This is a genomic window from Brevundimonas sp., assembly GCF_030704825.1.
Taxonomy (GTDB): Bacteria; Pseudomonadota; Alphaproteobacteria; order Caulobacterales; family Caulobacteraceae; genus Brevundimonas.
In genome coordinates this window covers 62,139-85,358 of sequence record NZ_JAUYNX010000024.1, presented here as the reverse complement: position 1 = coordinate 85,358, position 23,220 = coordinate 62,139, and the positions used below count along the sequence as shown (strand labels likewise).

The 23,220-nt window shown below is 70.2% G+C and carries 24 protein-coding genes; 13 read left to right on the top strand and 11 right to left on the bottom strand.

The genetic code is table 11. The annotated features are described in order from the left end of the window. Nucleotides 1-13: 13 nt before the first annotated feature. Both Q8Q71_RS13230 and Q8Q71_RS13225 read right to left on the bottom strand, forming a co-directional pair. A complete protein-coding gene (locus tag Q8Q71_RS13230; protein ID WP_371315963.1) occupies nucleotides 14-418 on the bottom strand; it encodes a dihydroneopterin aldolase in 405 nt (134 codons plus the stop codon). A 3-nt stretch (nucleotides 419-421) separates the two neighbouring features. Continuing rightward, nucleotides 422-1,180 (bottom strand): SDR family oxidoreductase, encoded by a 759-nt coding sequence (locus Q8Q71_RS13225; RefSeq protein ID WP_305760066.1) that lies wholly within the window; start codon nucleotides 1,178-1,180, stop codon nucleotides 422-424. Between the two features lie 241 nt (nucleotides 1,181-1,421). On the opposite strand from Q8Q71_RS13225, the gene Q8Q71_RS13220 reads away from it, so the two are divergent. The 6 genes from Q8Q71_RS13220 (at nucleotide 1,422) to pgsA (ending at nucleotide 9,360) form a co-directional block, all read left to right on the top strand. Next, nucleotides 1,422-2,249: an alpha/beta hydrolase gene (locus Q8Q71_RS13220; RefSeq protein WP_305760065.1), complete on the top strand. Its 828-nt coding sequence runs from the start codon at nucleotides 1,422-1,424 to the stop codon at nucleotides 2,247-2,249. Nucleotides 2,250-2,289: 40 nt separating this feature from the next. Continuing rightward, nucleotides 2,290-2,736 carry a DMT family transporter gene (locus tag Q8Q71_RS13215; protein ID WP_305760064.1) on the top strand — a complete coding sequence of 149 codons (447 nt, stop codon included), beginning with the start codon at nucleotides 2,290-2,292 and terminating at the stop codon, nucleotides 2,734-2,736. A 16-nt stretch (nucleotides 2,737-2,752) separates the two neighbouring features. Further along, entirely contained in the window at nucleotides 2,753-4,636 is a 1,884-nt protein-coding gene (gene uvrC / locus Q8Q71_RS13210; protein WP_305760063.1) for an excinuclease ABC subunit UvrC, read from the top strand. 62 nt (nucleotides 4,637-4,698) lie between these two features. Next, nucleotides 4,699-7,761, top strand: coding sequence for a DUF3857 domain-containing protein (locus tag Q8Q71_RS13205; protein WP_305760062.1), 3,063 nt, complete (start codon nucleotides 4,699-4,701; stop codon nucleotides 7,759-7,761). Between the two features lie 43 nt (nucleotides 7,762-7,804). Beyond that, nucleotides 7,805-8,428, top strand: a complete 624-nt coding sequence (locus tag Q8Q71_RS13200) for a carbonic anhydrase (RefSeq protein WP_305760061.1) — start codon at nucleotides 7,805-7,807, stop codon at nucleotides 8,426-8,428. 296 nt (nucleotides 8,429-8,724) lie between these two features. Beyond that, nucleotides 8,725-9,360: a CDP-diacylglycerol--glycerol-3-phosphate 3-phosphatidyltransferase gene (gene pgsA, locus Q8Q71_RS13195; RefSeq protein WP_305760060.1), complete on the top strand. Its 636-nt coding sequence runs from the start codon at nucleotides 8,725-8,727 to the stop codon at nucleotides 9,358-9,360. 8 nt (nucleotides 9,361-9,368) lie between these two features. Here pgsA and Q8Q71_RS13190 read toward each other — a convergent pair whose 3' ends face one another. The 3 genes from Q8Q71_RS13190 to Q8Q71_RS13180 all read right to left on the bottom strand — a co-directional run bounded on the left by Q8Q71_RS13190 (nucleotide 9,369) and on the right by Q8Q71_RS13180 (nucleotide 13,944). Further along, on the bottom strand, nucleotides 9,369-9,548 hold the full coding sequence (locus Q8Q71_RS13190; protein WP_305760059.1) for a hypothetical protein: 180 nt from the start codon (nucleotides 9,546-9,548) through the stop codon (nucleotides 9,369-9,371). 60 nt (nucleotides 9,549-9,608) lie between these two features. Continuing rightward, a complete protein-coding gene (locus Q8Q71_RS13185) occupies nucleotides 9,609-11,690 on the bottom strand; it encodes a S46 family peptidase (RefSeq protein ID WP_305760058.1) in 2,082 nt (693 codons plus the stop codon). 184 nt (nucleotides 11,691-11,874) lie between these two features. Continuing rightward, the gene (locus Q8Q71_RS13180) at nucleotides 11,875-13,944 is read right to left on the bottom strand and encodes a S46 family peptidase (protein ID WP_305760057.1); all 2,070 of its coding nucleotides are present in this window, start codon (nucleotides 13,942-13,944) and stop codon (nucleotides 11,875-11,877) included. Between the two features lie 190 nt (nucleotides 13,945-14,134). On the opposite strand from Q8Q71_RS13180, the gene Q8Q71_RS13175 reads away from it, so the two are divergent. Genes Q8Q71_RS13175 through Q8Q71_RS13165 form a run of 3 tightly spaced genes read left to right on the top strand, consistent with a single transcriptional unit; the run spans nucleotide 14,135 to nucleotide 17,096 of the window. Then, nucleotides 14,135-15,307, top strand: coding sequence for an ABC transporter permease (locus Q8Q71_RS13175; protein WP_305760056.1), 1,173 nt, complete (start codon nucleotides 14,135-14,137; stop codon nucleotides 15,305-15,307). Further along, nucleotides 15,304-16,059, top strand: a complete 756-nt coding sequence (locus Q8Q71_RS13170; RefSeq protein ID WP_305760055.1) for an ABC transporter ATP-binding protein — start codon at nucleotides 15,304-15,306, stop codon at nucleotides 16,057-16,059. The genes Q8Q71_RS13175 and Q8Q71_RS13170 overlap by 4 nt, the downstream gene beginning before the upstream one ends. A 20-nt stretch (nucleotides 16,060-16,079) precedes the next feature. Beyond that, nucleotides 16,080-17,096: an HlyD family secretion protein gene (locus Q8Q71_RS13165; RefSeq protein WP_305760054.1), complete on the top strand. Its 1,017-nt coding sequence runs from the start codon at nucleotides 16,080-16,082 to the stop codon at nucleotides 17,094-17,096. Nucleotides 17,097-17,104: 8 nt separating this feature from the next. Here the strand turns inward: Q8Q71_RS13165 and Q8Q71_RS13160 are convergent, their stop codons facing one another. The 3 genes from Q8Q71_RS13160 to Q8Q71_RS13150 form a co-directional block, all read right to left on the bottom strand. Further along, nucleotides 17,105-17,902, bottom strand: a complete 798-nt coding sequence (locus tag Q8Q71_RS13160; protein ID WP_305760053.1) for a crotonase/enoyl-CoA hydratase family protein — start codon at nucleotides 17,900-17,902, stop codon at nucleotides 17,105-17,107. 37 nt (nucleotides 17,903-17,939) lie between these two features. Then, nucleotides 17,940-18,260, bottom strand: a complete 321-nt coding sequence (locus Q8Q71_RS13155; RefSeq protein ID WP_305760052.1) for a hypothetical protein — start codon at nucleotides 18,258-18,260, stop codon at nucleotides 17,940-17,942. Between the two features lie 127 nt (nucleotides 18,261-18,387). Further along, complete coding sequence (locus Q8Q71_RS13150; RefSeq protein ID WP_305760051.1) at nucleotides 18,388-18,543, bottom strand: hypothetical protein; 156 nt, start codon at nucleotides 18,541-18,543, stop codon at nucleotides 18,388-18,390. A gap of 153 nt (nucleotides 18,544-18,696) precedes the next feature. Between Q8Q71_RS13150 and Q8Q71_RS13145 the strand changes: the two genes are divergently transcribed. Then, complete coding sequence (locus tag Q8Q71_RS13145; protein WP_305760050.1) at nucleotides 18,697-18,900, top strand: DUF1289 domain-containing protein; 204 nt, start codon at nucleotides 18,697-18,699, stop codon at nucleotides 18,898-18,900. Between the two features lie 176 nt (nucleotides 18,901-19,076). Continuing rightward, complete coding sequence (locus Q8Q71_RS13140) at nucleotides 19,077-19,565, top strand: TIGR02281 family clan AA aspartic protease (RefSeq protein ID WP_305760049.1); 489 nt, start codon at nucleotides 19,077-19,079, stop codon at nucleotides 19,563-19,565. Nucleotides 19,566-19,597: 32 nt separating this feature from the next. Here Q8Q71_RS13140 and Q8Q71_RS13135 read toward each other — a convergent pair whose 3' ends face one another. After that, a complete protein-coding gene (locus tag Q8Q71_RS13135; RefSeq protein WP_305760048.1) occupies nucleotides 19,598-20,422 on the bottom strand; it encodes a sulfite exporter TauE/SafE family protein in 825 nt (274 codons plus the stop codon). A 128-nt stretch (nucleotides 20,423-20,550) separates the two neighbouring features. Here Q8Q71_RS13135 and Q8Q71_RS13130 point away from each other — a divergent pair, with 128 nt between their 5' ends. Further along, a complete protein-coding gene (locus Q8Q71_RS13130; RefSeq protein ID WP_305760047.1) occupies nucleotides 20,551-21,420 on the top strand; it encodes a hypothetical protein in 870 nt (289 codons plus the stop codon). Between the two features lie 20 nt (nucleotides 21,421-21,440). Here the strand turns inward: Q8Q71_RS13130 and Q8Q71_RS13125 are convergent, their stop codons facing one another. Continuing rightward, on the bottom strand, nucleotides 21,441-21,974 hold the full coding sequence (locus Q8Q71_RS13125) for a methylated-DNA--[protein]-cysteine S-methyltransferase (protein WP_305760046.1): 534 nt from the start codon (nucleotides 21,972-21,974) through the stop codon (nucleotides 21,441-21,443). Further along, complete coding sequence (locus tag Q8Q71_RS13120) at nucleotides 21,971-22,759, bottom strand: isocitrate lyase/phosphoenolpyruvate mutase family protein (RefSeq protein WP_305760045.1); 789 nt, start codon at nucleotides 22,757-22,759, stop codon at nucleotides 21,971-21,973. Before Q8Q71_RS13120 ends, Q8Q71_RS13125 begins: the two co-directional genes overlap by 4 nt. Nucleotides 22,760-22,979: 220 nt before the next feature. Between Q8Q71_RS13120 and Q8Q71_RS13115 the strand changes: the two genes are divergently transcribed. Then, nucleotides 22,980-23,177, top strand: coding sequence for a hypothetical protein (locus Q8Q71_RS13115; protein WP_305760044.1), 198 nt, complete (start codon nucleotides 22,980-22,982; stop codon nucleotides 23,175-23,177). The last annotated feature ends 43 nt before the right edge of the window (nucleotides 23,178-23,220 follow it).

Sequence of the window (23,220 nt, the reverse complement as noted above, 5' to 3'; positions counted from 1 at the left end):
AGGCGCCGCAGGCTCAGCGCGCCAGCACGACCTCGCATCCGGCCGCGGCGGCGCCCTCCAGCGCGCCGGGCTTCTCGATCCGCACCGAGCAGCGCCGCACCCGACCGTCTTCCAGACACGCCAGGGCCAGTCGTTCGGCGAAGGTCTCGACCAGTCCGACATGGCCCTCGGCCGCGATGGCCAACGCCCCCCGGGCCACCGTCTCGTAGTTGACGGTGTCCGACAGCCGTTCGACCGGCGCGGGAGTCAGGTCCAGCGTCACGTCGATGATCAGGGTCTGCAGCCGGCCCAGCTCGTGGTCGTGCACGCCGATTCCGGCCTGGACCGTCAGGCCCCGCACGAACACGGTCAGGCCCTCGCGGCGGGGCGCGTCGCCGGCCGCCGAAGCGCCGGAGAAGGGCAGGGGGGAGACGGTCAAGGCTTACTCCACGATGTCCGGGGTTCGCCAGGCCAGATGCTGGCCCCCGTCGACGGCGATCATCTGGCCCGTCACCAGTTCGGCGTCCACCAGCCAGCGCACGGCGGCGGCCACGGCTCCGGGACTGCCCGCCCGCTGCAGCGGCACGGCCCCGGCCTCGGCGGCGAACTCTTCGGCCGTCTGGTGCACCGACGGCAAGGTCGGTCCGGGCCCCACGCCGTTGACCCGGATGCGCGGCGCCAGGGCTTGGGCCATGGTCCGGGTGGCGAACCACAGCGCCGCCTTGGACAGGCTGTAGGAAAAGAATCGCGGGTCCGGCTTCAGCACCCGCTGGTCGAGGATGTTGACGATGGCCGCGCCGTCCGGCGCCTGCCGCGCGAACACCTGGGCCAGCAGCACCGGCGCGCGCAGGTTGGTGTCGATATGGTCGTTCCAGCTCTCGCCGGTGATGGTGTCCAGCCGGTCGTCCTCGAACACCGAGGCGTTGTTGACCAGAACCGACAATGGTCCCAGCGCCCCGGCCGCGCGGTCGACCAGTTCATGGACCGCGACCACATCGGTCAGATCGGCGGGCAGGGCGACGGCGCGCCGACCCAGGGCCTCGATCTCGCCCGCCACGCCGGCGGCCTCGTCCCCGGAATCACGATGATGGACGGCCACGTCGAAACCCGCCGCCGCCAGTTCGAGACAGATCGCCCGGCCGATCCGCCGGGCCCCGCCGGTGACGAGGGCGGCGCCCCGACGGGCCGGAATCTCAGTCAACCCGGCCGAACTCGATGAAGTTGATGGCCGCGAGAACCGCGACGAAGCCGAGAATGATGTAGAGGGCCAGCATGGAAACGCTCCTTGGTTGGGGTCGCAATAAAGCGCCGCGGCCGGCGGTTCAAGAACGCACGACAGTCCGGGCGGCTCTCGTGTCGACCCGGGCCGGGCGGGTGAGCGACGGAACATCGCCTCGCCGCCGTGAAAGATCACGCAAGGCCAAGCCTGAAGGAGCCCGCCCATGCTTACCTCCCGCCGCGCGCTTCTGACTCTCGCCCTCGCCGCTGGCCTGGCGCCGTCCCCGGTTCTCGCCCAGCGCGCCGCGGCCACGGCGCGCGCGGTCTCCTTCGGAAGCCATCCGCTTCAGACGCTGGACCTCTATCCCGGCGCCGAGAGCGGGCCCGTCCTGCTGTTCGTGCACGGTGGCGGCTGGAGCCGGGGCGAGCGGAGCATGGTCCATGATCTGCCGGCCTACGCGACCCGGCACGGGCTGACGCTGGCCTCGACCTCCTACCGGCTGGTCCCGGAGGTCAGTGCGCGGGAGGCGGCCGAGGATGTCGCCGCCGCCGTCGCCCGGCTGAAGCGGGACCTGCCGGGTCGCCCCCTGTTCCTGCTGGGCCATTCGGCGGGCGCGCACCTCGCCGCCCTGGTCGGCGTCGATCCCGTCTATCTGGGTGCGCATGGGCTGGCCCCGGCCGATATCGCGGGGGTCATACTGCTGGACGGGGCCGGTTATGACGCCACGGGCGATCGAGGTCCCGGGATCGTCGGGCGCGCGCTGGACCGGAGATACGAACAGGCCTTCGGCGCCGACGCCGCGGCGTTGTCACCGACGCTGCGGGTCGAATCCGGCCGGGCCTATCCGCCGTACCTGATCTTCCACATTGGCCGCCGTCAGGATTCCGCCGCCCACAGCCGGGCCCTGGCCGAGGCTCTGGTCCGCGCCGGCGGCCGGGCCGAGGTCGCCGTGGCGCCGGACGACAGCCATCGCGACATCAATGTCGGCTTTGGCGGGCCCGGCGATCCGGAGGGAGTGCGCGCCGCTCGCTTCATCTCCGCGGAGTCCTGACGCCTCGTGTGACCCGGCCGACGTGTGCTAGCCAGAGTCCATGAACCCCAACCTGCTCGCCATGATCGCTGTCGTGTTCGGGGGCGCCGCCACCGCCCTGCAGGCGCCGACCAATGCGAAGATGATGACCGCCGTCGGTTCGCCGGTGAACGCCGCCTTCGTCTCCTTCGCGGTCGGCACGGCGGCGTTGGGCATTCTCGCCGTCATCCTCCAGACCCGCCCCGACATGGCCGCCTCGCGGGCCCTGCCCTGGTACGCCTGGGTCGGCGGGCTGTACGGGGCCATCTTCGTGGTCGCGGCGGCCTGGGGCGTGCCGCGGCTGGGGGTGGCCACGACCATCATCCTGATGGTGGCCGGCCAGCTGTTGCTCAGCGTCACGCTCGACCATTTCGGGGCCATGGGCATGCCGAAACAGCCGATCAGCTGGGGCCGCGTCGCCGGCGTGCTGATGGTGCTGGGCGGCGTCCTTATGGTTCGCCGCTTCTAGCCCTATATCGGTCCCGATGACCGAGGCGCCGATTCCCGAAACCGCGAGCGACGCCGGCGCCCTCAAGGCCGCCGACCTGATCCGCGACGAGGCCCGGCGCGCGCCCGACAAGCCGGGCGTCTACCGCATGTACGGCGAGGACGGGACCTGCCTCTATGTCGGCAAGGCGCGGTCGATAAAGAAGCGCATCCTCCAGTACGCCCAGGGCCGGTTCCACACCCAGCGCATCGGCCTGATGGTGTCCCTGACCCGGTCGATGGAGCTGGTCGTCACCGCCTCCGAGACCGAGGCCCTGCTGCTCGAATCCAACTTCATCAAGAAGCTGAAACCGCGCTTCAACGTGGTGCTGCGCGATGACAAGTCGTTCGCCGAGCTGATGATCCGCCGCGACCATCGCGCCCCCCAGGTGCGCAAGCATCGCGGGGCGCACGCCACGCCCGGCGACTATTTCGGCCCCTTCGCCTCGACCTGGGCGGTCAACCGCACCCTGACCACCCTGCAGAAAGCGTTTCTCCTCCGCTCCTGTTCGGACAGCGTCTACGAGACCCGCACCCGCCCCTGCATGCTGCACCAGATCAAGCGCTGCTCGGCGCCCTGCACCGGCCTGATCTCGCTCGAGGACTATGGCGACCTGGTCGAGGAGGCGTCCCTGTTCCTGCGCGGCAAGTCGCGCGCCGTCATCGGCCGGCTCTCGGCCGAGATGAGCGCCGCCGCCGAGGCCATGGACTACGAACAGGCCGCCCGCGTCCGCGACCGCATCCGCGCCCTGTCGGCCATCTCGATGGAGAATTCCGTCAGCGCCGACAGCGTGGCCGAGGCCGATGTCTTCGCCCTGTTCTCCGAGGGCGGTCAGGCCTGCGTCCAGGTCTTCTTCTACCGCGGCGGCCAGAACTGGGGCGGCCGGGCCTATTTCCCGCGCGTCGACCGCAGCGACACCGACCCCGAAATCCTCGCCGCCTTTCTCGGCCAGTTCTACGAGGACAAGCCGATCCCGCGTCTGGTCCTGTCCAACGTCCGCCCGCACGAGCTGGAGCTGCTTGAGGAGGCCTTCTCGATGAAGGCCGGGCGCAAGGTCGAGATCGCCAACCCCCGGCGCGGCGACAAGCTCAACCTCGTCGACCACGCCCTGACCAACGCCCGCGAGGCGCTGGGCCGCAAGATGGCGGAAGGGTCCGCCCAGGGCAAAATCCTCGACGAGGTCTGCGAGGCCTTCGGTCTGGACAGCCGCCCCGAGCGGATCGAGATCTACGACAACGCCCACATCCAGGGGACCAACGCCGTGGGCGGCATGGTCGTGGCCGGACCCGAGGGCTTCCAGAAGTCGCAGTACCGCAAGTTCAACATCCGCGGCGAGGACCTGACCCCCGGCGACGACTACGGTATGATGCGCGAGGTCATGCGCCGCCGCTTCTCGCGCCTGGTCAAGGACGAGGACGCGGGCGAGGAGGTGGTCCGCCCCGACCTGCTGCTGATCGACGGCGGCGCCGGCCAGCTGGCCGAAGTGCTGGCCGTGCTGGCCGATCTGGGTCTGGACGACATCGTCGCCGTCGGCGTGGCCAAGGGTCCCGACCGCGACGCCGGCATGGAGCATTTCTTCATGCTCGGCAGGCGGCCCTTCATGCTGCCGCTGAAGTCTCCGGCCCTCTATTACATCCAGCGGCTGCGCGACGAGGCCCACCGCTTCGCCAACGGCGCCCACCGCACCCGCCGCTCGATGGACATCAAGAAGAACCCCCTCGACGAGATCGAGGGCGTCGGCCCCGGCCGCAAGAAGGCCCTGCTGCACGCCTTCGGCTCCGCCAAGGGCGTCGGCCGCGCCTCGGTGGCCGATCTGGTCAAGGTCGAGGGCGTCAGCCAGCCCATGGCCGAACGCATCCACGCGTTTTTCCGAAAGGCGTGAGCCCCGGCTGGCGGTTTCACGCGCCCGTGATAAACCTGAGCGGGAGTAGGGGGGCGTTTTCAATGTTTGTACGGTTGTTCGTGGCGGTGGCCGCGTCTCTTGTCATGCTTGCGACCACCGCGGCGGCGCAGGAAGTTGAGCATGCGCCCGCGCCGGCCTGGGTCGCGGCGCCCTCGCTGGACGCGCCCACGCCCGCCACCGGCGACGCGGCCCTGCGCATCCTGACCAACGACCACCAGATGCGCTTCGACGCCGGGGGGACGCACACCTACACCTTCCAGCGTTTTCAGGTTCTCACCCGGCAGGGTCTCAGCAGCGTCGGCACCGTCAGCCTGGTGTGGAGTCCGCCGCGTGAGACCGTTCAGGTCCACGCCCTTCGGCTCGTTCGCGACGGCCAGGCGATCGACGTGCTGGCCGGTCAGGAGTTCGAGACGATCCGCCGGGAGAACAACCTCGAGTCCGCCATGCTGGACGGCCAGCTGACCGCGACCCTCCAGCCGCGCGACATTCGCGTCGGCGACATCCTCGAGCTGGCGTTCACCGTTCACGACACCCACGGGGTGCTGGCGCCCCACCGGGAGGCGTTCGACAGTGCGGTCTCAGGGCAGGTGATCGACCACTATCGTCTGCGGGCGAGCTGGTCGGATGACCGCCCGATGCGCGTCATGGCCACGGCTCCGTGGGCGGATATTCGCCCGCGCCGGGTCGGCCGCGATTGGGTCTATGAGATCGACGCGCGGAGCCTGACGCCTGAGCGGGTCCCTGAAGACCTCCCCGTGCGCTTCACCCTCACCCGCACGGTTCAGTTCACCGACTTCGAATCATGGGCCGACGCCTCGCGGCTTATGGCGCCGCTCTATGAGAAGAGCGCGACGCTGGAGCCCGACTCGCCGCTGTTGGCCGAGATCGAGCGCATCCGGGCGGAGAACGACACCGACGCGGGCCGCGCCGCGGCCGCCCTGCGGCTGGTCGAGGATCAGGTCCGCTACCTCGCCCTGGCCATGGGCGAAGGCAACTATGTCCCGATGACCGCCGACGAGGTCTGGCGCACCCGCTATGGCGACTGCAAGGGCAAGACCGTGCTGCTGCTGGCGCTGCTCAAGGGATTGGGCATCGAGGCCGAAGCGGCCCTGGTCAGCACCAATTGGGGCGACGGGCTGGACGCCCAGCTGCCGCTCATGACCTGGTTCGACCACGTCATCGTTCGCGCGATCGTGGACGGCAAGGTCCACTGGATGGACGGCACCCGCATCGGCGACCGCACGCTGGAGGGCCTGATTCCGCCCCCCTATCGCTGGACCCTGCCTGTCCGGGCGGAGGGCGCGGCCCTCGAGCCCATCGCCCAGCCCCCGCTGACCGTTCCGCTTACCGAGGTAACAGTGAGCATCGACGCGAGCGCCGGCATCGACGCCGACGCCGGGATGGTGCTCGACGTCGCCTACGGCGGCGACTTCGCGACGGCCATGCGAAGCCAGCTTGGAAACATTCCGGCGGACCAGTTGGAGACCATGCTCAAGGCGCGGTGGGCAGCCGCCGATTCCGGCGTGACGATCGAGACCGTGGAAACCCGCTACGACGAACCGGCCAATGTGCTTCACATCATCATGCGTGGCGCGACGCGGATGAGTTGGGTCAACGGGTCCGCCGGCCGGGTCATGGCATTTCCTGAGTCGGCCATCGTCCTGCCCGGCACGGCCGAGCGCAAAGGCCTCCTCGCGGCGTTCAAGGACCATCCCTATGCGATCGGCCATCCGACGATGACCCGGTCCGTCTCCCGGATCACCCTTCCCCACGGCGGCCGCGGTTTCCAGCTCGAGGGCGGCGACCAGGTGCTGGAGGGCGGGGGTTACCGGCTGGAGCGACGCGGCTCGCTGGAGAATGGAGTCGCCGAAATCACCGTGAACATCACCAGTCTGAGGTCCGAGATCACGGCCGCGGAAATGGCCGCCGCCCGGACCAGCGCCGAAAACGCCCCGGCCCTGCCCCTGCGCCTCCGCGCCCCGGCCGACTATGTAGCGACCAGCGGCGACGCGGCCCGCCAGCAGCCGGGATCGAGCGACACGGCCGATCTTCTCGCGCGCGCGGGCCGCCTGCGCGCCGCCGGCGACCATGACGGCGCCCTGGCCCTGCTCGACGCGGCTATCGAACGCGAACCGGACAACGCCGAGGTCGTGCGGGCGCGGGGCCAGGCGCGGGCCGCGGCGCGGGACTTCGACGGCGCACGGGCCGACTATGACCATGCGGTCGATCTGGACCCGGCCGATCAGGCCGCGGTCATCGGCCAGGGTCGCGCCGCCTTCGGCCAGCGCAAATACGGGGAGGCGGTGATCAGCTTCTCCGTGGCGCTGCGGCTGGACCCTTCCGACGGCGGCGCCTTGGGCGGGCGGGCCGCGTCCTACTACCAGCTCGGCCGCTGGGACCGTGCGCTCGCCGACTATCGCGCGTTCCGCAACGCCTCGCCCGACAGCGACTTCGCCGCCTCGGGCGAACTGGCGACGCTGATCAAGCTGGGGCGCGGCGAGGAAGCCCGACCCCTGCTCGAGGCGCGGCTGCAGACCGATCCGACCGACCCTACGGCGCTGGAAGCCCTGGTCCGGCTGGAGCGGCAGGCCGGCGCGCCCGCAGACGCCCTGCCGGCTCTCGACGGCGCCATCGCGGCGGCTCCGGACGCCGCCCACCTGCTGAGCCTGCGCGGCCAGATTCGCGCCGCCGCCGGCGACGTCGAAGGCGCGCGCAGCGATTTCGCCGCCATGCGGGCCATGGACCGGAACGATCCCACCCTGGCCAACAACGTCTGCTGGGCCCAGGCGATCTCGGGCTTCGATCTGGAACTGGCGCTGACCGACTGCGATCGGGCCCTGTCGGCCGGGGAGGCCGCCTATATCGACAGCCGCGCCATGGTGCTGCTGCATATGGGTCGCTACGCCGAGGCGCGGGCCGACTACGAACGCGCGGTCGCCGCGGCGCCCGACCAGGCCGCGTCTGTCTACGGGCTCGGCATGGCCCGGCTGGCGCTCGGCGACGAGGGCGGCCGCGAGGACCTCGCCAGGGCGCGCGCCATCGATATCGATGTCGCCGAAGACTTCGCCGTGTTCGAGGCGCGTCATCCCGGGCTTGTGAACTGAACACGGGCTGGCGCCGTCGCGGGGTTTGAGGCATGCCGCGTCCATGTCAGACGAATCCCGCGACGCCCTGCTCTCCGGCTACCGCCGCTTTCGCGAGGGCCACTGGGCAGAGGCCCGGGCCGAGTACGAGGCCCTCGCCGAACAGGGGCAGAGGCCCCACACGCTCGTTGTCGCCTGCTCCGACAGTCGCGCCGACCCGGCCCTGATCTTCGACGCCGCGCCGGGCCAGCTGTTCGTCGTGCGCAACGTCGCCAACCTGGTCCCGCCCTATGAGCCCGACGGCCATCTGCACGGCGTCTCGGCGGCGCTGGAGTTCGGGGTCAAGGTGCTGAACGTCTCGCGCATCATGGTCATGGGCCACGCCCTCTGCGGCGGCGTGAACGCCATGATCCATGGCGCCCCGGCCGACTGCCAGGATTTCGTCGCCCCCTGGGTGGCGCAGGGCTCGGCGGCCGTCCGGCGGGTCTGCGAGGAATGCCCGCCCGAGGAGCTCATGCAGAGGGCCGAGGAGGCGGTGGTCCGGCTGTCGCTCGACAATCTGCGCACCTTCCCGTGGATCGCCGAACGCGAGGCGGCGGGAACGCTTGCGCTCAGCGGGGTCCATTTCGGCATCGCCGACGGCATCCTGCGCTCACTGCGCGGCGCCCGGTTCGAGGTCCTGGACTAGGTCTGGAGGCGCCCCTGCGTCCGAATCTGACGCAGGCGGGTGCTTTCCTGATCGCGACCTCCCCGAGGTCCGGTCTTTGACAATCGAACAATGCGAGGCATCCGGACGCTTCGGACGCTTCGGACGCTTCGAACGCCTCGGACGGTGTTTTCCGCCCTGCACGCTGCGCACTCTTCGGACGCTTCGGACGCTTCGCACCGTGTTTTTCGCGGGCCCGGCATGAACCCGACGGCCAACCGCCTCGCTTCATGCAGCGAAGCGTGGCAGATCGGCGTTGAAGGCAGCGGAGCCCTTGCATGACCCCCAATCCCCACGCCAACCCCATCCCCAACATCCTGACCGGCCTGCGCCTGTTCGCCGGGGTCATCATGTTCCTGATCCTCGCCGGCGCCGCGCCCCAGGGCATCCCCGTCCTGTCCGAATATCTGAGCCCGGACGACCAGTTCCGCTTCGGCCGCACGGCCTTCGTCATCTTCGTGGTCGCGGCCTCGACCGACTGGGTCGACGGCTTCCTGGCGCGGCGCTGGCACGCCACCACCCGCTGGGGCGCCATTCTCGATCCGATCGCCGACAAGGTGCTGGTCACCGGAGCCATCCTCGGCGTCCTGGCCTGGGGCGCCCTGCCGCAGATCGCCATCCCCTGCGGCCTGATCCTGTTCCGCGAGTTCGCCGTCTCGGCCCTGCGCGAGACCGTGGCCGGCAAGGTCAAGCTGCCGGTCACCCTGCTGGCCAAGTGGAAGACCCTGCTGCAGATGGTCGCCCTCGGGGCCCTGCAGATAGCCCTGCTGTGGGACGGCTTCGGCTTTCCACTGGAATGGCAGCCGCATTTCCAGATCTTCGCCTACGTCCTGATCTGGGTCGCCGCCATCGTCACCCTGTGGACCGGCTGGCAGTATTTCTCCAAGGCGCAGCAGAAGATGAGCCAGCTCTAGGTCTCTGATCAGGCGGGCCCGTTAGTCCGCTTGATCATCCAGCGACCAATGAGGTGCATGACCGATCCTCCCGCCACATTGGCGGCGATGATGCCTGCGGCGAACCAGGTCATCTGTCCGGCGACCACGGCTACGACCAGAAGGAAAAGCGCGCCGACCACCATAATGGCGCCCACGTAGTAGAACATGTACGCCCTCAGATGACGCACTCGAGTCTCAAGGCGTGGGAAGTCGATCATGGGTCGTTTTCACCGAACCCCCAGTTCCTGCACCAGCCGCTCCATCCCGTACACATCCCGCAGCGCCGCCGTCACCGCGCCCGTGGTCACGATCACCGAGCGGTTGACCCTGACATCATAGCCATAGGCGTTGCGCTGGGTCAGGACGGTGGAGTCGAAATTGGCGCCCAGTATCTCGCCCGCCGCATTGACCACGGGCGAGCCCGACGAGCCGCCGATGGTGTCCGAGGACAGGGTCATGTTCATCACTGTAGCGCCGTCGATCCGTTCGCGCGCGGCCAGCAGCCGCGGGGCCACGTCGAACGGCGGAGCGCCCGTCGCCCGGTCCCACAGGCCGTCGAAGGTGGTGAAGGGACCCCAGCGCTGACCGGGAACGTCCGAGCCTTCGATCTTGCCATAGGTCAACCGCAGGGTCCCGGTGGCGTCCGGATAGACGGCGGAGCCATAGGCCTGGAAGCGGGCGGCGGCCAGGGCCTCCGAGGCGCGGTCGGTCGGGGCCTGGACCTTCTCCTCCCAGTCCGAACGGATGGCGCGGGTCTCGTCCTGGATCGACAGCAGGTACCGGATCAGCGGGTCCTGCGAGGCCTCCACGGCGGCCAGGCCGCCTTCCCACAGGGCGCGGCGCACGGCCGGATCGGCCAGGGTCGTGCCCTCGACCAGGCGGGCCGAAAGTTGCTCGGGCGATTCCCGCCCCAGCAGGCCGCGCACGGACGGGTGATCGACCGTCAGCCACTCTCGGGTCTTGGACAGCCACCATTCCATGCGGACCTGCTCGAGGCCCGGATAGACCGGTCGTTCCGCGAACAGGCCGGACTGCACGCCGGACAGACGGCTGTCGGCGTACTCCGGCAGCCGCTCGGCCGAGGGCTTGGCCCGCTCCTGCGCTCCACGCACCAGGGTCCGGGCCCACAGGAACAGCTGCGATCCGCCCGCCACCGGCGTGGTGCCCATGCCGGTGCCGCCCTCCAGCAGGGCCATGGCCGGATAGAGCTCGCGCGCGATCGGTTGCACCGCCGCCAGCTCGCCCCAGGGGTCGGCGCCGGACGTGCTGGAGCCGGACGCATACCGCCCGCGGAAGTCGGCCTCGCCGTCGGCCTTCATGCGCATGAAGTCAGCGTCGATCAGGGCCGCCATCCGCCCGCGCCCGCGCTTGTAGGTGTTCTCCAGACCCACGATCGGATCCATGGCGATGAAGGCGTTCTCCTCGCTCTCCTCGCTGAACCGGATCAGCCGCCCGCGCAGCTCCGAGGCGAGGAGCTGGTCCATCGGCAGCACCACGTCCCGTATGGTCATCAGCTGGTCGATGGTGAGCAGCCGCTGGGTCGCGCCGGGGCTGCCGGAGACGAACACCGGCGAGCCCTCGACGGGCTTGTCGGCGTTCCAGACGAAATGGGTCGGCGTCGCCGCCGGCGCGTCGTTCTCGTACAGCCGGATGAAGGCCGCATCGATGGCGAAGCGGGGGAAGCTGAAATTGTCCAGGTCCCCGCCGAAGGTCGCCGCCCGGTCCTCCGGCGCGAAGGCCAGGCGGACGTCGGAGTATTTCTTGTAGGTGTAGAGCTTGAACTGGCCGCCCCGGTACAGGCTGACCACCTGGCAGCGCCTGCCGGCGTCGCCGCCGCAGGCCTCCTGCTCGATCCGGCCCGCCTCGGCGTCGCGGGCCCGCGTGAAGGCCTGGCCTTCCAGGCCGGCGCCCGCCGCGTGCATCCGCTCCGTCACATCGGCGATGTCGGTCAGGATCTCGGCCGTGCCGCCGGGGCATTTCAGCTCCTCCTCGCGGCTGCGCGGGGCGAAGCCGGTCTCGGCGTAGTTGACCGCCTGGGTCGACAGGTTGGCCACGCAGGTGGCGACGCAGTGATTGTTGGTCATCACCAGCCCCTCGCCCGAGACCAGGCCGGCCGAACAGCCGCCGAACTTGACCGAACTCAGCCGCACCCGGTCCAGCCAGGCCTGGTCGATGTTCGTTCCCAGCGTGGCGTTGGCGCGCGCGATGGGGAAGTTGTCGAAGGTCCACATGCCTTCTTCCGCCCGCGCGGCGGAAGCGGCAGCGAGGGTCAGAAGGGCGGCGGCGAGGGCGGGGGTGAGGTGACGCATCAGTATCTCCTTCCTTCTCCCCTTGAGGGAGAAGGTGGCCCGCGGAGCGGGCCGGATGAGGGGTGATACACCCATGAAAGACGTGAGGGGCGAAACGGCAAGTCATCTCTGACCAGCGCGTTTCACCCCTCATCCGTCATCCCCGGCTTTCGCCGGGGCTGACACCCTCAAGGGGAGAAGGTGACTACCGGACTCCCAGCTCTTCCAGCAGGCGCGGCTGCGGATAGATGTTGCGCAGCGCTTCCGTGATCGCCGCCGTCGACACCGTCACCGTCCGGTTCAGCTCGCCGTCGTAGCCGAAGGCCCCGCCCAGCGAATGGATGTTGCCGTCGAAGGCGGCGCCGATCACCTCGCCGTCGGCATTGATCACCGGCGAGCCCGAGTTGCCGCCGATGATGTCGTTGGTCGAAACGAAGTCATAGACGACGTCCTTGTTCACCCGGCTCTCGGCGTCGAGGAAGGCCTGGGCCGCGTTGAACGGCTCCGACCCCGTGGCCCGCTCGTACAGGCCGCCGATATAGGTGAAGGCCGGCACGGTGACGCCGCGATAGGTCCACCCCTGGACCTGTCCGTAGGACAGGCGCAGCGAGAAGGTGGCGTCGGGATACAGGTTGGTGCCGTAGGCGGCGAAGCGCGCCTGGGCGACCCGCTCCGCGGCGCGGGCGGTCGGGGCGTTGACCTCGGCGGCCCAGCGATCGCTGATCGCCTTGGCGGCGTCGTCATTGGCGATCACGAAGGCCAGCAGCGGATCGGCCTCGGCCAGTTGCGCCGTGGTCATGCCGGCGGCCTGGGCGCGGAAGGCGGCGTCGGCCATACGGGTGTTCGAGATCAGCCGCTCGGCCAGGGCTTCCGGGCTTTCGCGGCCCAGCATGGCCTTCACCTGTGGATTGTCGACCGTCAGGTATTCGCGGGTCTTGGACAGCCAGTAGCGCAGCCGGATCTCCTCCATGTCCGTCGCGATCGGCGTCTCGGCGCCCACCATGGCGAGCAGGCGGGCGCGCTGGGCGTCGGTCGTCGACGCATCCTTTGACGCGCGGACGATGGCGCGGGCCATCTGGTAGAGGGTCGAGCCGCCGCCCGCCGCCTGCTCCAGCTGGCGATAGGGCAGGTACAGGTCGCGCGCCGTGGCCTGGACCGCCTCCAGTTCGGTCCACGGATCGCCGATCCGCTGCAGCAGGGCGGGGTCGGCGGCCACGCGCTGGCGCAGGTCGGCTTCCTCGGCGCGTTTGCGCGCCATGAAGGCCGGATCGGTCAGGGCTCCCTGCTGGCCGTAATAGACCTTGAAGCTGTTCTCGAGGCCGAAGATCGGGTCGAACGACAGTCGTTTGGCCTCGTCGCCGGTTAGCGAATACTCCAGCAGCCGGCCGCGCAGCTCCGAGCTCTGGATCAGGGTCACCGGCAGCTGCTGGTCGCGCAGACGCTCCAGCTGGCTCATGGTCAGCAGGCGCGAGGTCGAGCCCGGATTGCCGGCCACGAAGGTCACGTCGCCCTCGGCCGGCGGGTTCGGGTTCCAGCGCAGATAGTTGGGCGTCTCGACCGGAACCCCGTCCTCGTAGGCGCGCAGGAATCCGGCGTCGAGGGCGTAGCGCGGGAAGTTGAAATTGTCGGGGTCGCCGCCGAAGAAGGCCGCCTGGTTCTCGGGGGCGAACACCAGCCGCACGTCATCGTATTTGCGGAACTTGTACAGGGCGTAGCGGCCGCCGCGATAGAAGCTGATGACCTGGCAGGTCAGCTTGGGATCGCCGGCGCAGACCTCCTGCTGGATGCGGTTGATCTCGGCGGTGCGGGCGGCGTTGAACGCCGCGCCTTCCAGGCCCTGTCCGGCGGCCAGCACCCGGTCGGTGACGTCGGTGATGTCGGTCAGGACCTCGGCGGTCTGGCCGGGGCAGCGCTTCTCTTCCTCGCGATTGGCGGTCAGCCAGCCGTTCTTGACGTAGTCGTGCTCGGCGCTCGACAGCTCCTGCACGCAGCCGACCACGCAGTGCCAGTTGGTCAGGATCAGGCCCTCGTCGGAGACGAATGAGGCCGAGCAGCCCTGCAGCCGGACCGCCGAGTTGCGCACCCGGTCGAGCCAGGCCTGGTCGATGCGCGTGCCGTATTTGTCGTTCACCGTCTGGATGGGGAAGTTGTCGAACGTCCACATGCCTTCGTCGGCGCGGGCCGTCGTGGGCGCGGCCATCATGGCCAGGACCCCGGCGACGGCGGCGATCGAGGCGGTCGTCGAAACGGCGGCGCGAAGCGAACGAAGCGGCATGCTGCGAAATCTCCCGTGGGTCGGCGTTCGTCGCCGACGTCTGCTGCCTGCATAGACCCGATGAACGAACCTCGTCCATCGTCCCGGAGCGACCGGACGAAGCGGCCGCGGCCGCCTTACCCCGATTTAACTTGGCCCCGTCTCCGGGCGTCGTCAGATAGCGGTCAACGTCAGGGGCCTGTCCGTTTCCATGTCGCTCGCACTCTCAACGCTGCTCTACGAGTGGCGCCGCTATATGGCCGCCGTCATGGCGCTGGCCCTGTCCGGCCTGCTCGTGCTGGCCATGACCGGGGTCTTCATCGGCATCGGCAAGGGCTTCACCGCGACCATCGAGCGGTCCAGCGCCGACATCATCATCATGCAGCCGGGCGCCAAGAGCCTGATGGGCGGGCCGTCGGGCGTGCCGCGCCGGTTCATCCCGCTGGCCTACCGCAACCCCCAGGTGATCGAGGTCCAGCCGCTGGACGGCGCCGGCGGCTCGTTCCAGAGCGTCAAGAACGTGGATCCGACCATGTCCCAGGCCGAACGGGCCCGCCAGGGCGCGCCCCGTCAGGAATTCGTCCAGGCCAGCATCATCGACACCACGCCCGGCGCCGTCACCATACCCCAGGACTATTCGCAGGAACTGGTCGACGCCCTGCGCCAGCCCTACACCGTCGCCATCGACGAGACGGCCGTGACCAAGCTGGGCGTCAATCTGGGCGACAAGGCGCTGTACAACGGCCAGACCGTGACCGTGGTCGGCATCACCCGCGGCTATCCGAACATGATGCAGGCCAATGTCGTCATGTCGCGCGACACCCTGCGGATGCTCGGTCAGGCCGACACCGGCCCCCGCGTCGGCCCGCTGATGGTCAAGCTGCGCGACCCGACCCAGGCCGCGATCGTCGCGGCCCAGCTCAACACCCTCGGCGACGGGCAATGGAAGGCCTGGACGCGTCAGGAACTGGCCGACGCCAACGCCGGAGCCATGTTCGAGGAGGGCATTCTGGTCATCATCATCGGCGGCTGCGTGGTCCTCGGCACCATCATCGGCGTGGCCATCACCTGGCAGACCCTGCGCGGCGCCATCATGGCCAACATCAAGGAGTTCGCCTCGCTGCGGGCGCTCGGCGTCGGCATGGGCTCGCTGAACCGCATCGTCATGGAGCTGAGCTTCTGGGTGGGCATCGTCGGCGTGGGCGCCGCCATCTTCCTCACCTGGCTGGTGCAGCTGCTCGCGGCGGCCAACGCCGTCATCATCGCCCTGCCGGCGATTCTTCTGGTCGTCGTCGGCGGCGGACTGATCGTCATCTCCATGCTCTCCGGCCTGCTTTCGCTGGGCGTCCTCAAGAACAGCCAACCGGCGGACCTGCTGCGATGACCGGCCACACCACGCTTCACGGCCGTCACGGGGCCGCCGCCATTGAGGCCACCGGCCTGGTCAAGCGGTTCAAGTCCGGCAAGTCCTTCATCGAGGTGCTCAAGGGCGTCGACTTCGATGCGAAACACGGCGATCTGACCATGGTCATGGGGCCGTCGGGCTCGGGCAAATCGACCCTGATCGCCGCCCTGTCCGGCCTGCTCCGACCCGAGGAAGGCCGCGTCGACACGCTCGACGTCGATAATCTCTGGAAGCTGTCTTCCGGCAAGATCGACAAATTCCGCCTCGACCACTGCGGCTTCATCTTTCAGGGCTTCAACCTGTTCCCGGCGCTGAGCGCGCTTCAGCAGGTCGAGATCGTGTTGAAGTTCCAGGGACTGTCCAAGGCCGACGCCCGGAAACAGGCGACGATCGCGCTGGAGGAGGTCGGCCTCGGCCCGCGCCTGCATCAGCGGCCCTCGGCCCTTTCGGGGGGCGAGAAGCAGCGCGTCGCCATCGCCCGCTGCCTGGCCAAGAATCCCCAGATTCTCTTCGCCGACGAACCGACCTCGGCTCTCGACGGCGAGAACGGCCAGATCGTCATCCGGCTGCTGCGCCGCGCCGCCACCGAACACGGCGCCGCGGTCATCTGCGTGACCCACGATCCTCGCCTCGAGGAATGGGCCGACCGGGTCATCAAGCTCGAGGACGGCGTGATCATCGACGATCAGCGCCGCATTCCCAATCCCAACGCCACGCTGGCCTCGCACTGACGCCTTCAAGGACCTCCGAAATGCCCGCCTTCCTCAAGAACAAATGGCTCTGGATCGGCCTGGTGCTGGTCGTCCTCATCATCGTCGGCTTCCTGTTCGTCCAGGGCGCGGGCAAGGCGAAGAAGGCCGAGATGGAAAAGGCCGCGTCCGAGAAGGTCGAAAGTCCCTATGCGGCCATCGCCAACGGCAAGGTCGATGTCGAGGGCGGCATCATCCAGATCGCGGCCCGCCGCGGCGGCGTCGTCCGCGAGGTGCTGGTGCAGGAAGGCGACCGCGTCGTCGCCGGCCAGATCCTCGCCCGTCAGGAGGACGACGAACCCCGTCTGGCCCTGCAGAGCGCCAACGCCGACGTCGCCCAGGCCGAAAGCCAGCTGCGTCTGATCCAGGTCGACATCCGCACCGCCCAGCGCGAACACGATCGCCTGCAGCAGCTCGTGGCGTCCAACTTCGTCGCCGCCTCGCGCATGGACCAGGCCCGCGACGCCATCGCCACCGCCCAGGCCCGCCTCGCCAACCAGCAGGCGGCCGTCCAGACCGCCCGCGCCCGCCGCGACCAGGCCGCCTACGACGTTGAGCTGACCGTGATCCGCGCCCCGCAAAGCGGCCGGATCGTGCGCCGCTACGCCAATCCCGGCGCCGGCGCCTCGACCCTGAACGTGTCCAATATGTTCGACCTCGAGCCCGACGCCCCCCGCATCGCCCGCGCCGAGATCGTCGAGAGCGACATCCCCAACATCACCCCGGGCCAGGCCGTCGAGATCACCCCCGAGGGCGATCCGTCCAAGGTCTATGTCGGCGCCGTCCTGCGCCGCGCCGCCGTCTTCGGCGCCCGCAAGCTGGCCTCGGACGACCCGTCGCAACGCTCGGACGAACGGGTGGTCGAGGTGGTCGTCACCGCCGGCGACGCGCCCCTGCTGATCGGCCAGCGCGTGCTGGTCAAATTCATGAAGCCCGGCGAGACGGCGGGCGCCCCCCGCGCCGCGGCCGTCGGCGTTCCGGCCGGCCGTTCGATGCGGGCTCCGGCGCAGGCCGGGTAGGCTTTGAGCTAGCGGCCGGTGAAGTCCGCCGGCCGCTTCTCCAGCGCCGCCGCCACGCCCTCCGCGTGGTCCTCGCCCAGATGCGCCAGCGCCTGCATCGAGGCGGTCATCTCCAGGATCTGGTCGAAGGTCGCGTCGCGGCCCTGGCGCAGCAGGGCCTTGGTCATGCGCAGGGCCCGGGGAGCCCGGGAGGCCACGTCCTCCGCGATCTGCATGGCCTCGTCCATCAGCCGTTCGGGCGCGACCACCCGGCTGATCAATCCCCATTCCATCGCGGTCGGCGCGTCCAGCACCCGGGCCGTGAACAGCATCTCGGCCGCCCGCGCATACCCGATGTTGCGCGGCATCAGCCAGGCCCCGCCGTCGCCCGGCAATATGCCCAGCTTCAGGAAGGGCACGCCGAACGTCGCCGTCTCCGAGGCGATGCGGATGTCCGCCAGCCCGGCGATGTCGCAACCCAGCCCCATGGCCGGCCCGTTCACGGCCGTGACCAATGGAACCTCCAGCCCGTACAGCGAGCGGACGATCCGGTGCACCACGCGGCGATAGCGTTCGCGGATTTCGGCGCCCGAGCCGGCGAACAGATCGCGCCGCTCCTTCATGGCCTTCAGGTCGCCGCCGGCCGAGAAGGCCCGCCCGGCCCCGGTCAGAACCACGCAGCGCACGCCCATGTCGGCGTTCACCGCCTCGCAGGCAGCCGCGAAGGCCTCGCCGTCCTCGAGATCGGGCAGGGCGTTCAGCCGGTCGGGCCGGTCCAGGGTCCAGACTTCGACGTGGTCGCGGCGGTCTCGGCGGATCAGGGTCATGGCTCCGCTGTGCCGCAAGCGCGGCCGCGCCGCAACGTCAGGCCCTGGGCGGCTTGCTGGCCAGCGACCACCAGGCCCGCAGTCCCGCGGCTTCCGGCGCGCTTTCGACCGAGGCCGCCTCGGCCGCGGCCAGGCTGACGAAGGTTCGTACGATGGCGAGGTCGGACGGGACGGCGAGGTCCTCGTCCAGGAAGCAGGCCGGCTCGGCGTGGGGGCGAGGGTCCCGCTCCGTCGGCGGCGCGACCGTCGGCGGGACGCGAAGGGTCATGGCGAAATCGACGCCGCGCTCGAGCGGCCAGCCGACGCGCCAGGGCCGCGCGGCCGTCCTCGCCACCAGCGTCGCCTTCAACCAGAGCATGTCCCCGTCTCCCCGTCGTCCCATAGTGGCACGGATCGACCGCCAGCGCGACTGACCGGACCTGACCGCCAATTGCAGAGCCCCGGTCTTGCGGACCGGGGCTCTGCGGGTCGACGGATCGGGAAGGCTAGCGCCGCTTCTCGATCTTGATGGGGACGAAGTTCGACGGGTGGCTGACCACGCGGTCGCCGGCCCCGTTGCCATTCTTCGTGTTGACCAGCATCCCGCCCCACAGGGCGAAGGACATCATGGCGTGCTGCAGGTTGCGGTCTCTGTCGTTCATCCTGGCGTCTCCTTTCGATGGAACGATGAAAAGAGACACGTCGTGCTTTTCGGGAATCTCACCGTCATAGTCGTTTCGCGTCATCCTTAACCTGACTTCGCGACGCGAAAAACGCAAGTGTTTTACTCCGCAGCCGGAGCATATTTCGTATTGATGTCATCAACTGTCGCCCAACCGCCACAGCCGCCGCGCGCCGTCGCCACGCCCTGCGTCAAGGTCTGCGTCGTCGACGGCGCTTCGGGCCTCTGCCTGGGCTGCTGGCGCACCCTGTCCGAAATCGGCGGCTGGAGCGGATTCACCGACGCCGAACGGGCGGCGATCATGGCTGAGCTGCCGGGCCGGGCGAGGTTCACGTGATCAGGGACTAGGCCCGGGGCCGCCGCAACGGCCTGATCCTGCCTTAACCCCCCGCAAACCATCCCCCTTCACGGCATGCCAACCGCGCTGTGCGACAGGGAGAGGCCGCGGAAGCGGTCATCTGTCCGCGTGAGCACGCCCCGAACATGCGTTTCGACTTTTCCTCTCTCGGAGTCATGGCCCTCGCGGTGGCTTCGGCCCTGACCACCGCCTGGTGGCTCAACCACGCCGATGCCCGGGGTCAGGCGCAGGCCGCTACGCCCCCGGCCGCCTTCGCCGAGGTCCATGCGGCCCGCGGCGCCCCGGCCCAGGTGTTGAAATCCGCCGACGGCCACTATTGGGCGGAAGCGGTCATCGACGGCCGGGCGGTTCGCGTCATGGTCGACACCGGCGCCAGCGTCGTGGTTCTGACGACCGATGACGCCGTCCGTCTGGGCCTGCGGCTCAAGGCCGATGATTTTTCGGGCACGGTGATCACCGCCTCGGGGCCGGTGCGCGCCGCCCCGGTCGAGCTCGGGGCCGTCGCCGTGGCCGGCGCCCGTGTCGAGCGGGTCGAGGCCATGGTTGTCGAGCACGGCCTGCCCCATTCCCTCCTCGGCATGAGCTATCTCGGCCGCCTGTCGGCCTTCACCGCCACTCCGGCCGGAATCACGCTGCGACCGTAAAGGGCGGGCCGGGCATCCCGGATGCCCGACCCCTACAACGCCTTCACTACCACCAGCGCCGCCGTGATCAGCAGCCAGATCGCGAACGCCTTTCTCAGCACCCGCCGGTCCAGACTGTGCGCCAGCTTCGCCCCCCACGGGGCCACCGTCGTCGTCAGCACCGCCATCACCACCGCGCCCGGGACGTTGACGTACCCCAGCGACAGCGGCGGCCGCCCCGCCGCGTTCCAGCCGAACACGACGAACCCCAGCGTCGCCGTCGCCCCGATGGCCAGGCCGAAGCCGGAGGCCGTCGCCACCGCCTGGTGAATCGGCCGCCCGCACAGCGTCATGGTCATGCCGCCGAAACTTCCGCCGCCGATCCCCATCATCGCCGACAGCCCGCCGATGGCCGTGCCGACCACGCGTCGCCCCCAGCCGGTCGGCAGGTCGGGCCGCAGCACGTACCGTTCCGGCATCAGCCCGAGCTGCGCCGCCACCAGGGCCAGGCAGACGCCATAGACCAGGGCCAGACCCTCCATCGAGGCGACCCCCGCCGCCGCCGCGCCGAGCAGCCCTCCGAACGCCACCCACGGCGTCCACGTCCTCAGCACGATCTCGTCCACCGCCCCATGCGCCCTGTGCGCCTTCAGTGATCGCCAGGAGGTGGCCACGATGGTCAGCAGCGAGGTCCCGATCGCCGTATGCAGATTGCCTTCGCCTCCCACGCCCAGAACCTCGAAGGCGTAGAAGACCGCCGGCACGATCACCGTCCCGCCACCGACGCCGAACAGCCCTGCGATCAGCCCCCCGACCAGTCCCGCCGCCGTCAGGGCGGCGAGCAGGAGCAGCAGGTCGGCGAGGGGGAGGGCGGTCATGGGGTCAAGCTCTAGCGTCTCCTCGCCCGCGGAGGGAGGGGGGCGGCCATCGCATCGGCCCCGGCAACCTTCCCCGCCTACCCCCGTTCTTTCCGCCACAGGGCAACCCCCGCCGGAAAGAACCCCCCATGACCGCCATCAAGACCCTCACGGCCGCCGCCGCGGCCCTCACCCTCGCCGCCGCCGCCGCCGGCGCCTCGGCCCAGACGCCTTACAACCAAACCCCCTACAGCCCGCCGCCGCAGGATTCGTCCCAGGGCGGGCGGGTGCTCGAAACCATCCTGGGCGCGTTGTTCGGGACCGGCCAGACCACGCTGGACTCCGAATGGAGCCGCGGCCGCCGGCCGCTGTTCAACCAGCGCGCAGCCTTCGAGGCGCGGCTGGACGCCGGTGTCCGCGACGGGACGCTGTCGTACAGCCAGTCGACGCGGCTGCGCGCCGACTACGGCGATCTGGTCGCGTTGGAGACCCGCTACGCCGCCGACGGCCGGTTCACCACGGCCGAGCGGACCGAGCTCAACAACCGCTATCGCGACCTGACCCGGCGCCTCGATTCCGACGGGTATGACGACGACGGCGACGACTATGACAGCTGGGAGCCGTTGGCCGGCCAGACGGGCGCCTTCAACGCCCGCGTCGCCGCCGCCCTGCGCGCCCGCGACATCACCCGGGCGGAATCGACCCGCCTGCGCAGCGACTTTCAGGCCCTCGTGCGGCTTGAAGCCCAGTATGAGCGCGACGGCCTCAGCGCCCGCGAACGCGAGGATCTGGAGGCGCGCTACGCCGACCTGAACCGCCGGGTCGGCGACGACTACGGGTCCGGGAACGACGGCGGCTACGGCGCGGATCCCCGCGCGGTCCAGATCGAGGCCCGCATCGCCGCCGGGGTTCGCGACGGCTCCATCAGCCGCGCCGAGGCGACCCGCCTGCGCGAGGAGCTCCGCGAGCTGACCCGCCGCTGGGCCGATCTCGAAGCGCGGGTCCAGGTCCGCCGCTAGGGCGGAACGAGGGGCGTTGCTCAGATCAGCAGCGCCCCCTCGTGCCTCAGCAGCCAGCCCTTGCGCTCCAGACCGCCGCCGAAGCCGACCAGGGCGCCGCCGGCCCCGATGACCCGATGGCAGGCCAGCACCAGCGGGATGGGATTGCGGTTCAGGGCCACGCCCGCCGCCTGGGCCGCACCGGGTTCGCCGGCCCGCTTCGCCATCTCGCCATAGCTGATGGTCACACCGGCCGGGACGGCGGCCAGGGCCTTCCACACCCGCGGCTGGAAGCCGTCGCCGGACGCCGCGCCTTCCAGCGACCACGACACGCGGTTCAGGGCCTCGCGGTCGCCGTCGAAATAGGCGGTCAGCTCGCGCGCGACGGCCGCCGGGGTTTCTCCGTCCGCCAGCGCCGCCTGCGGATACTCGCGCCGCATCGCCTTGATCAGACCCCCGTCGGCCGGGGCCCCGAACGACACGCCGCGCACCGCGCCCGCCGCGTCGCAAGCCAGGGCCAGCGGCCCGATCGGGCTCTCGACCCAGGACAGGGTCAGGCGGTCGGGCGGGTTCATCCCGCGTCCGGCATCAGCGCGTTGACCTCGCCCCAGCCCAGGGCGCCTTCGCCCAGCGGCTCCGAGCGTCCGTCGGCGAGGAAACCCTCGGTCAGCGCCGCCGCCCGGCCCCAGGTCGCCCCGCAGATGCCCGATCCGGCGCTCAGCCGCCGCACGCCCAGCGCCTCCAGCGTCTTCGCGTCCGGCAGGCCGGGATAGGCCAGCAGGTTCAGGGGCAGGAGCGTGGCGGCGACCATGGCCGCGATGTCCGCCGCGTCGGTCAGCCCGGGCGTGAACAGGCCGTCGGCCCCCGCCGCCTGATAGATCGCCCCCCGCCGCGTCGCCTCGGCCACGCGCGTCCCGGGCTCTCCGACCCCTCTCAGCCACACGTCGCAGCGGGCGTTGACGAACAGATCCGGTCCGACCGCCGCCCGGATCGCCGCGATCTTGCTGGCCAGCAACTCCGGCGTCCCGCCGCCGTCCTCGATATTGATCCCCTGCGCCCCCGCCTCGACCAGACGCTTCGCCTGCGCCGCCACCGCGGCCGGATCGTCGGAATAGCCGCCCTCGAAATCGATCGACACCGGCAGCCCCTGGGCCGCGCGCACCACGTCCACGCACACCTGCACCGCCCGGTCGACCGGCAGGGCGTCCCCGTCCGGCCAGCCCAGCGCCCAGGCCACGCCGGCGCTGGTCGTGGCGATCGCCTTCGCTCCCTTCGCCCGCATCAGGGCCGCCGAGCCCCCGTCCCAGGCGTTGGGCAGGATCAGCAGGCCGTCGTGGTGCAGGGCGTGGAAGGGGGTCATGGAAGGCTCCTCGGTGAGACTGGCAACATGGGGACGGCCGGGCCGGGCCGCTCGCGGTTTCCGGACATCCTCATCACCCTGCCGCCACCGGCTGTCAGCAGCGGCCCGGTCGCCTCAGGTTAGCGGCGCGTGGACGTGCGGAACAGGGGCGCGCGCGCCGCGTTACGGCCAAGCTCGACCGCTGCATCCCGCGCCGCGTCGCGCATCAGGACACCGCCCCATGGCCCTTCGTCGCGTCGGCCTTCCCCTCACGGCCCCGTCCGTGCCCCTGTTCGCCCTCGCCGTGGTGCTGGCCGTCCTGGCCATGCTGGCCCAGTACGGCGACGTCGCCATCCCGGTGGTCAGCGAGCACGTCTTCAACACCCTGGCCGTCGCCTTCGCCGTCCTGACCGCGGGTGTTCTGCTGCGCAACGCATAGTCCGCCCCTAGCCGAACCGGGCCTCGCACCCTAGGTTCTGTTC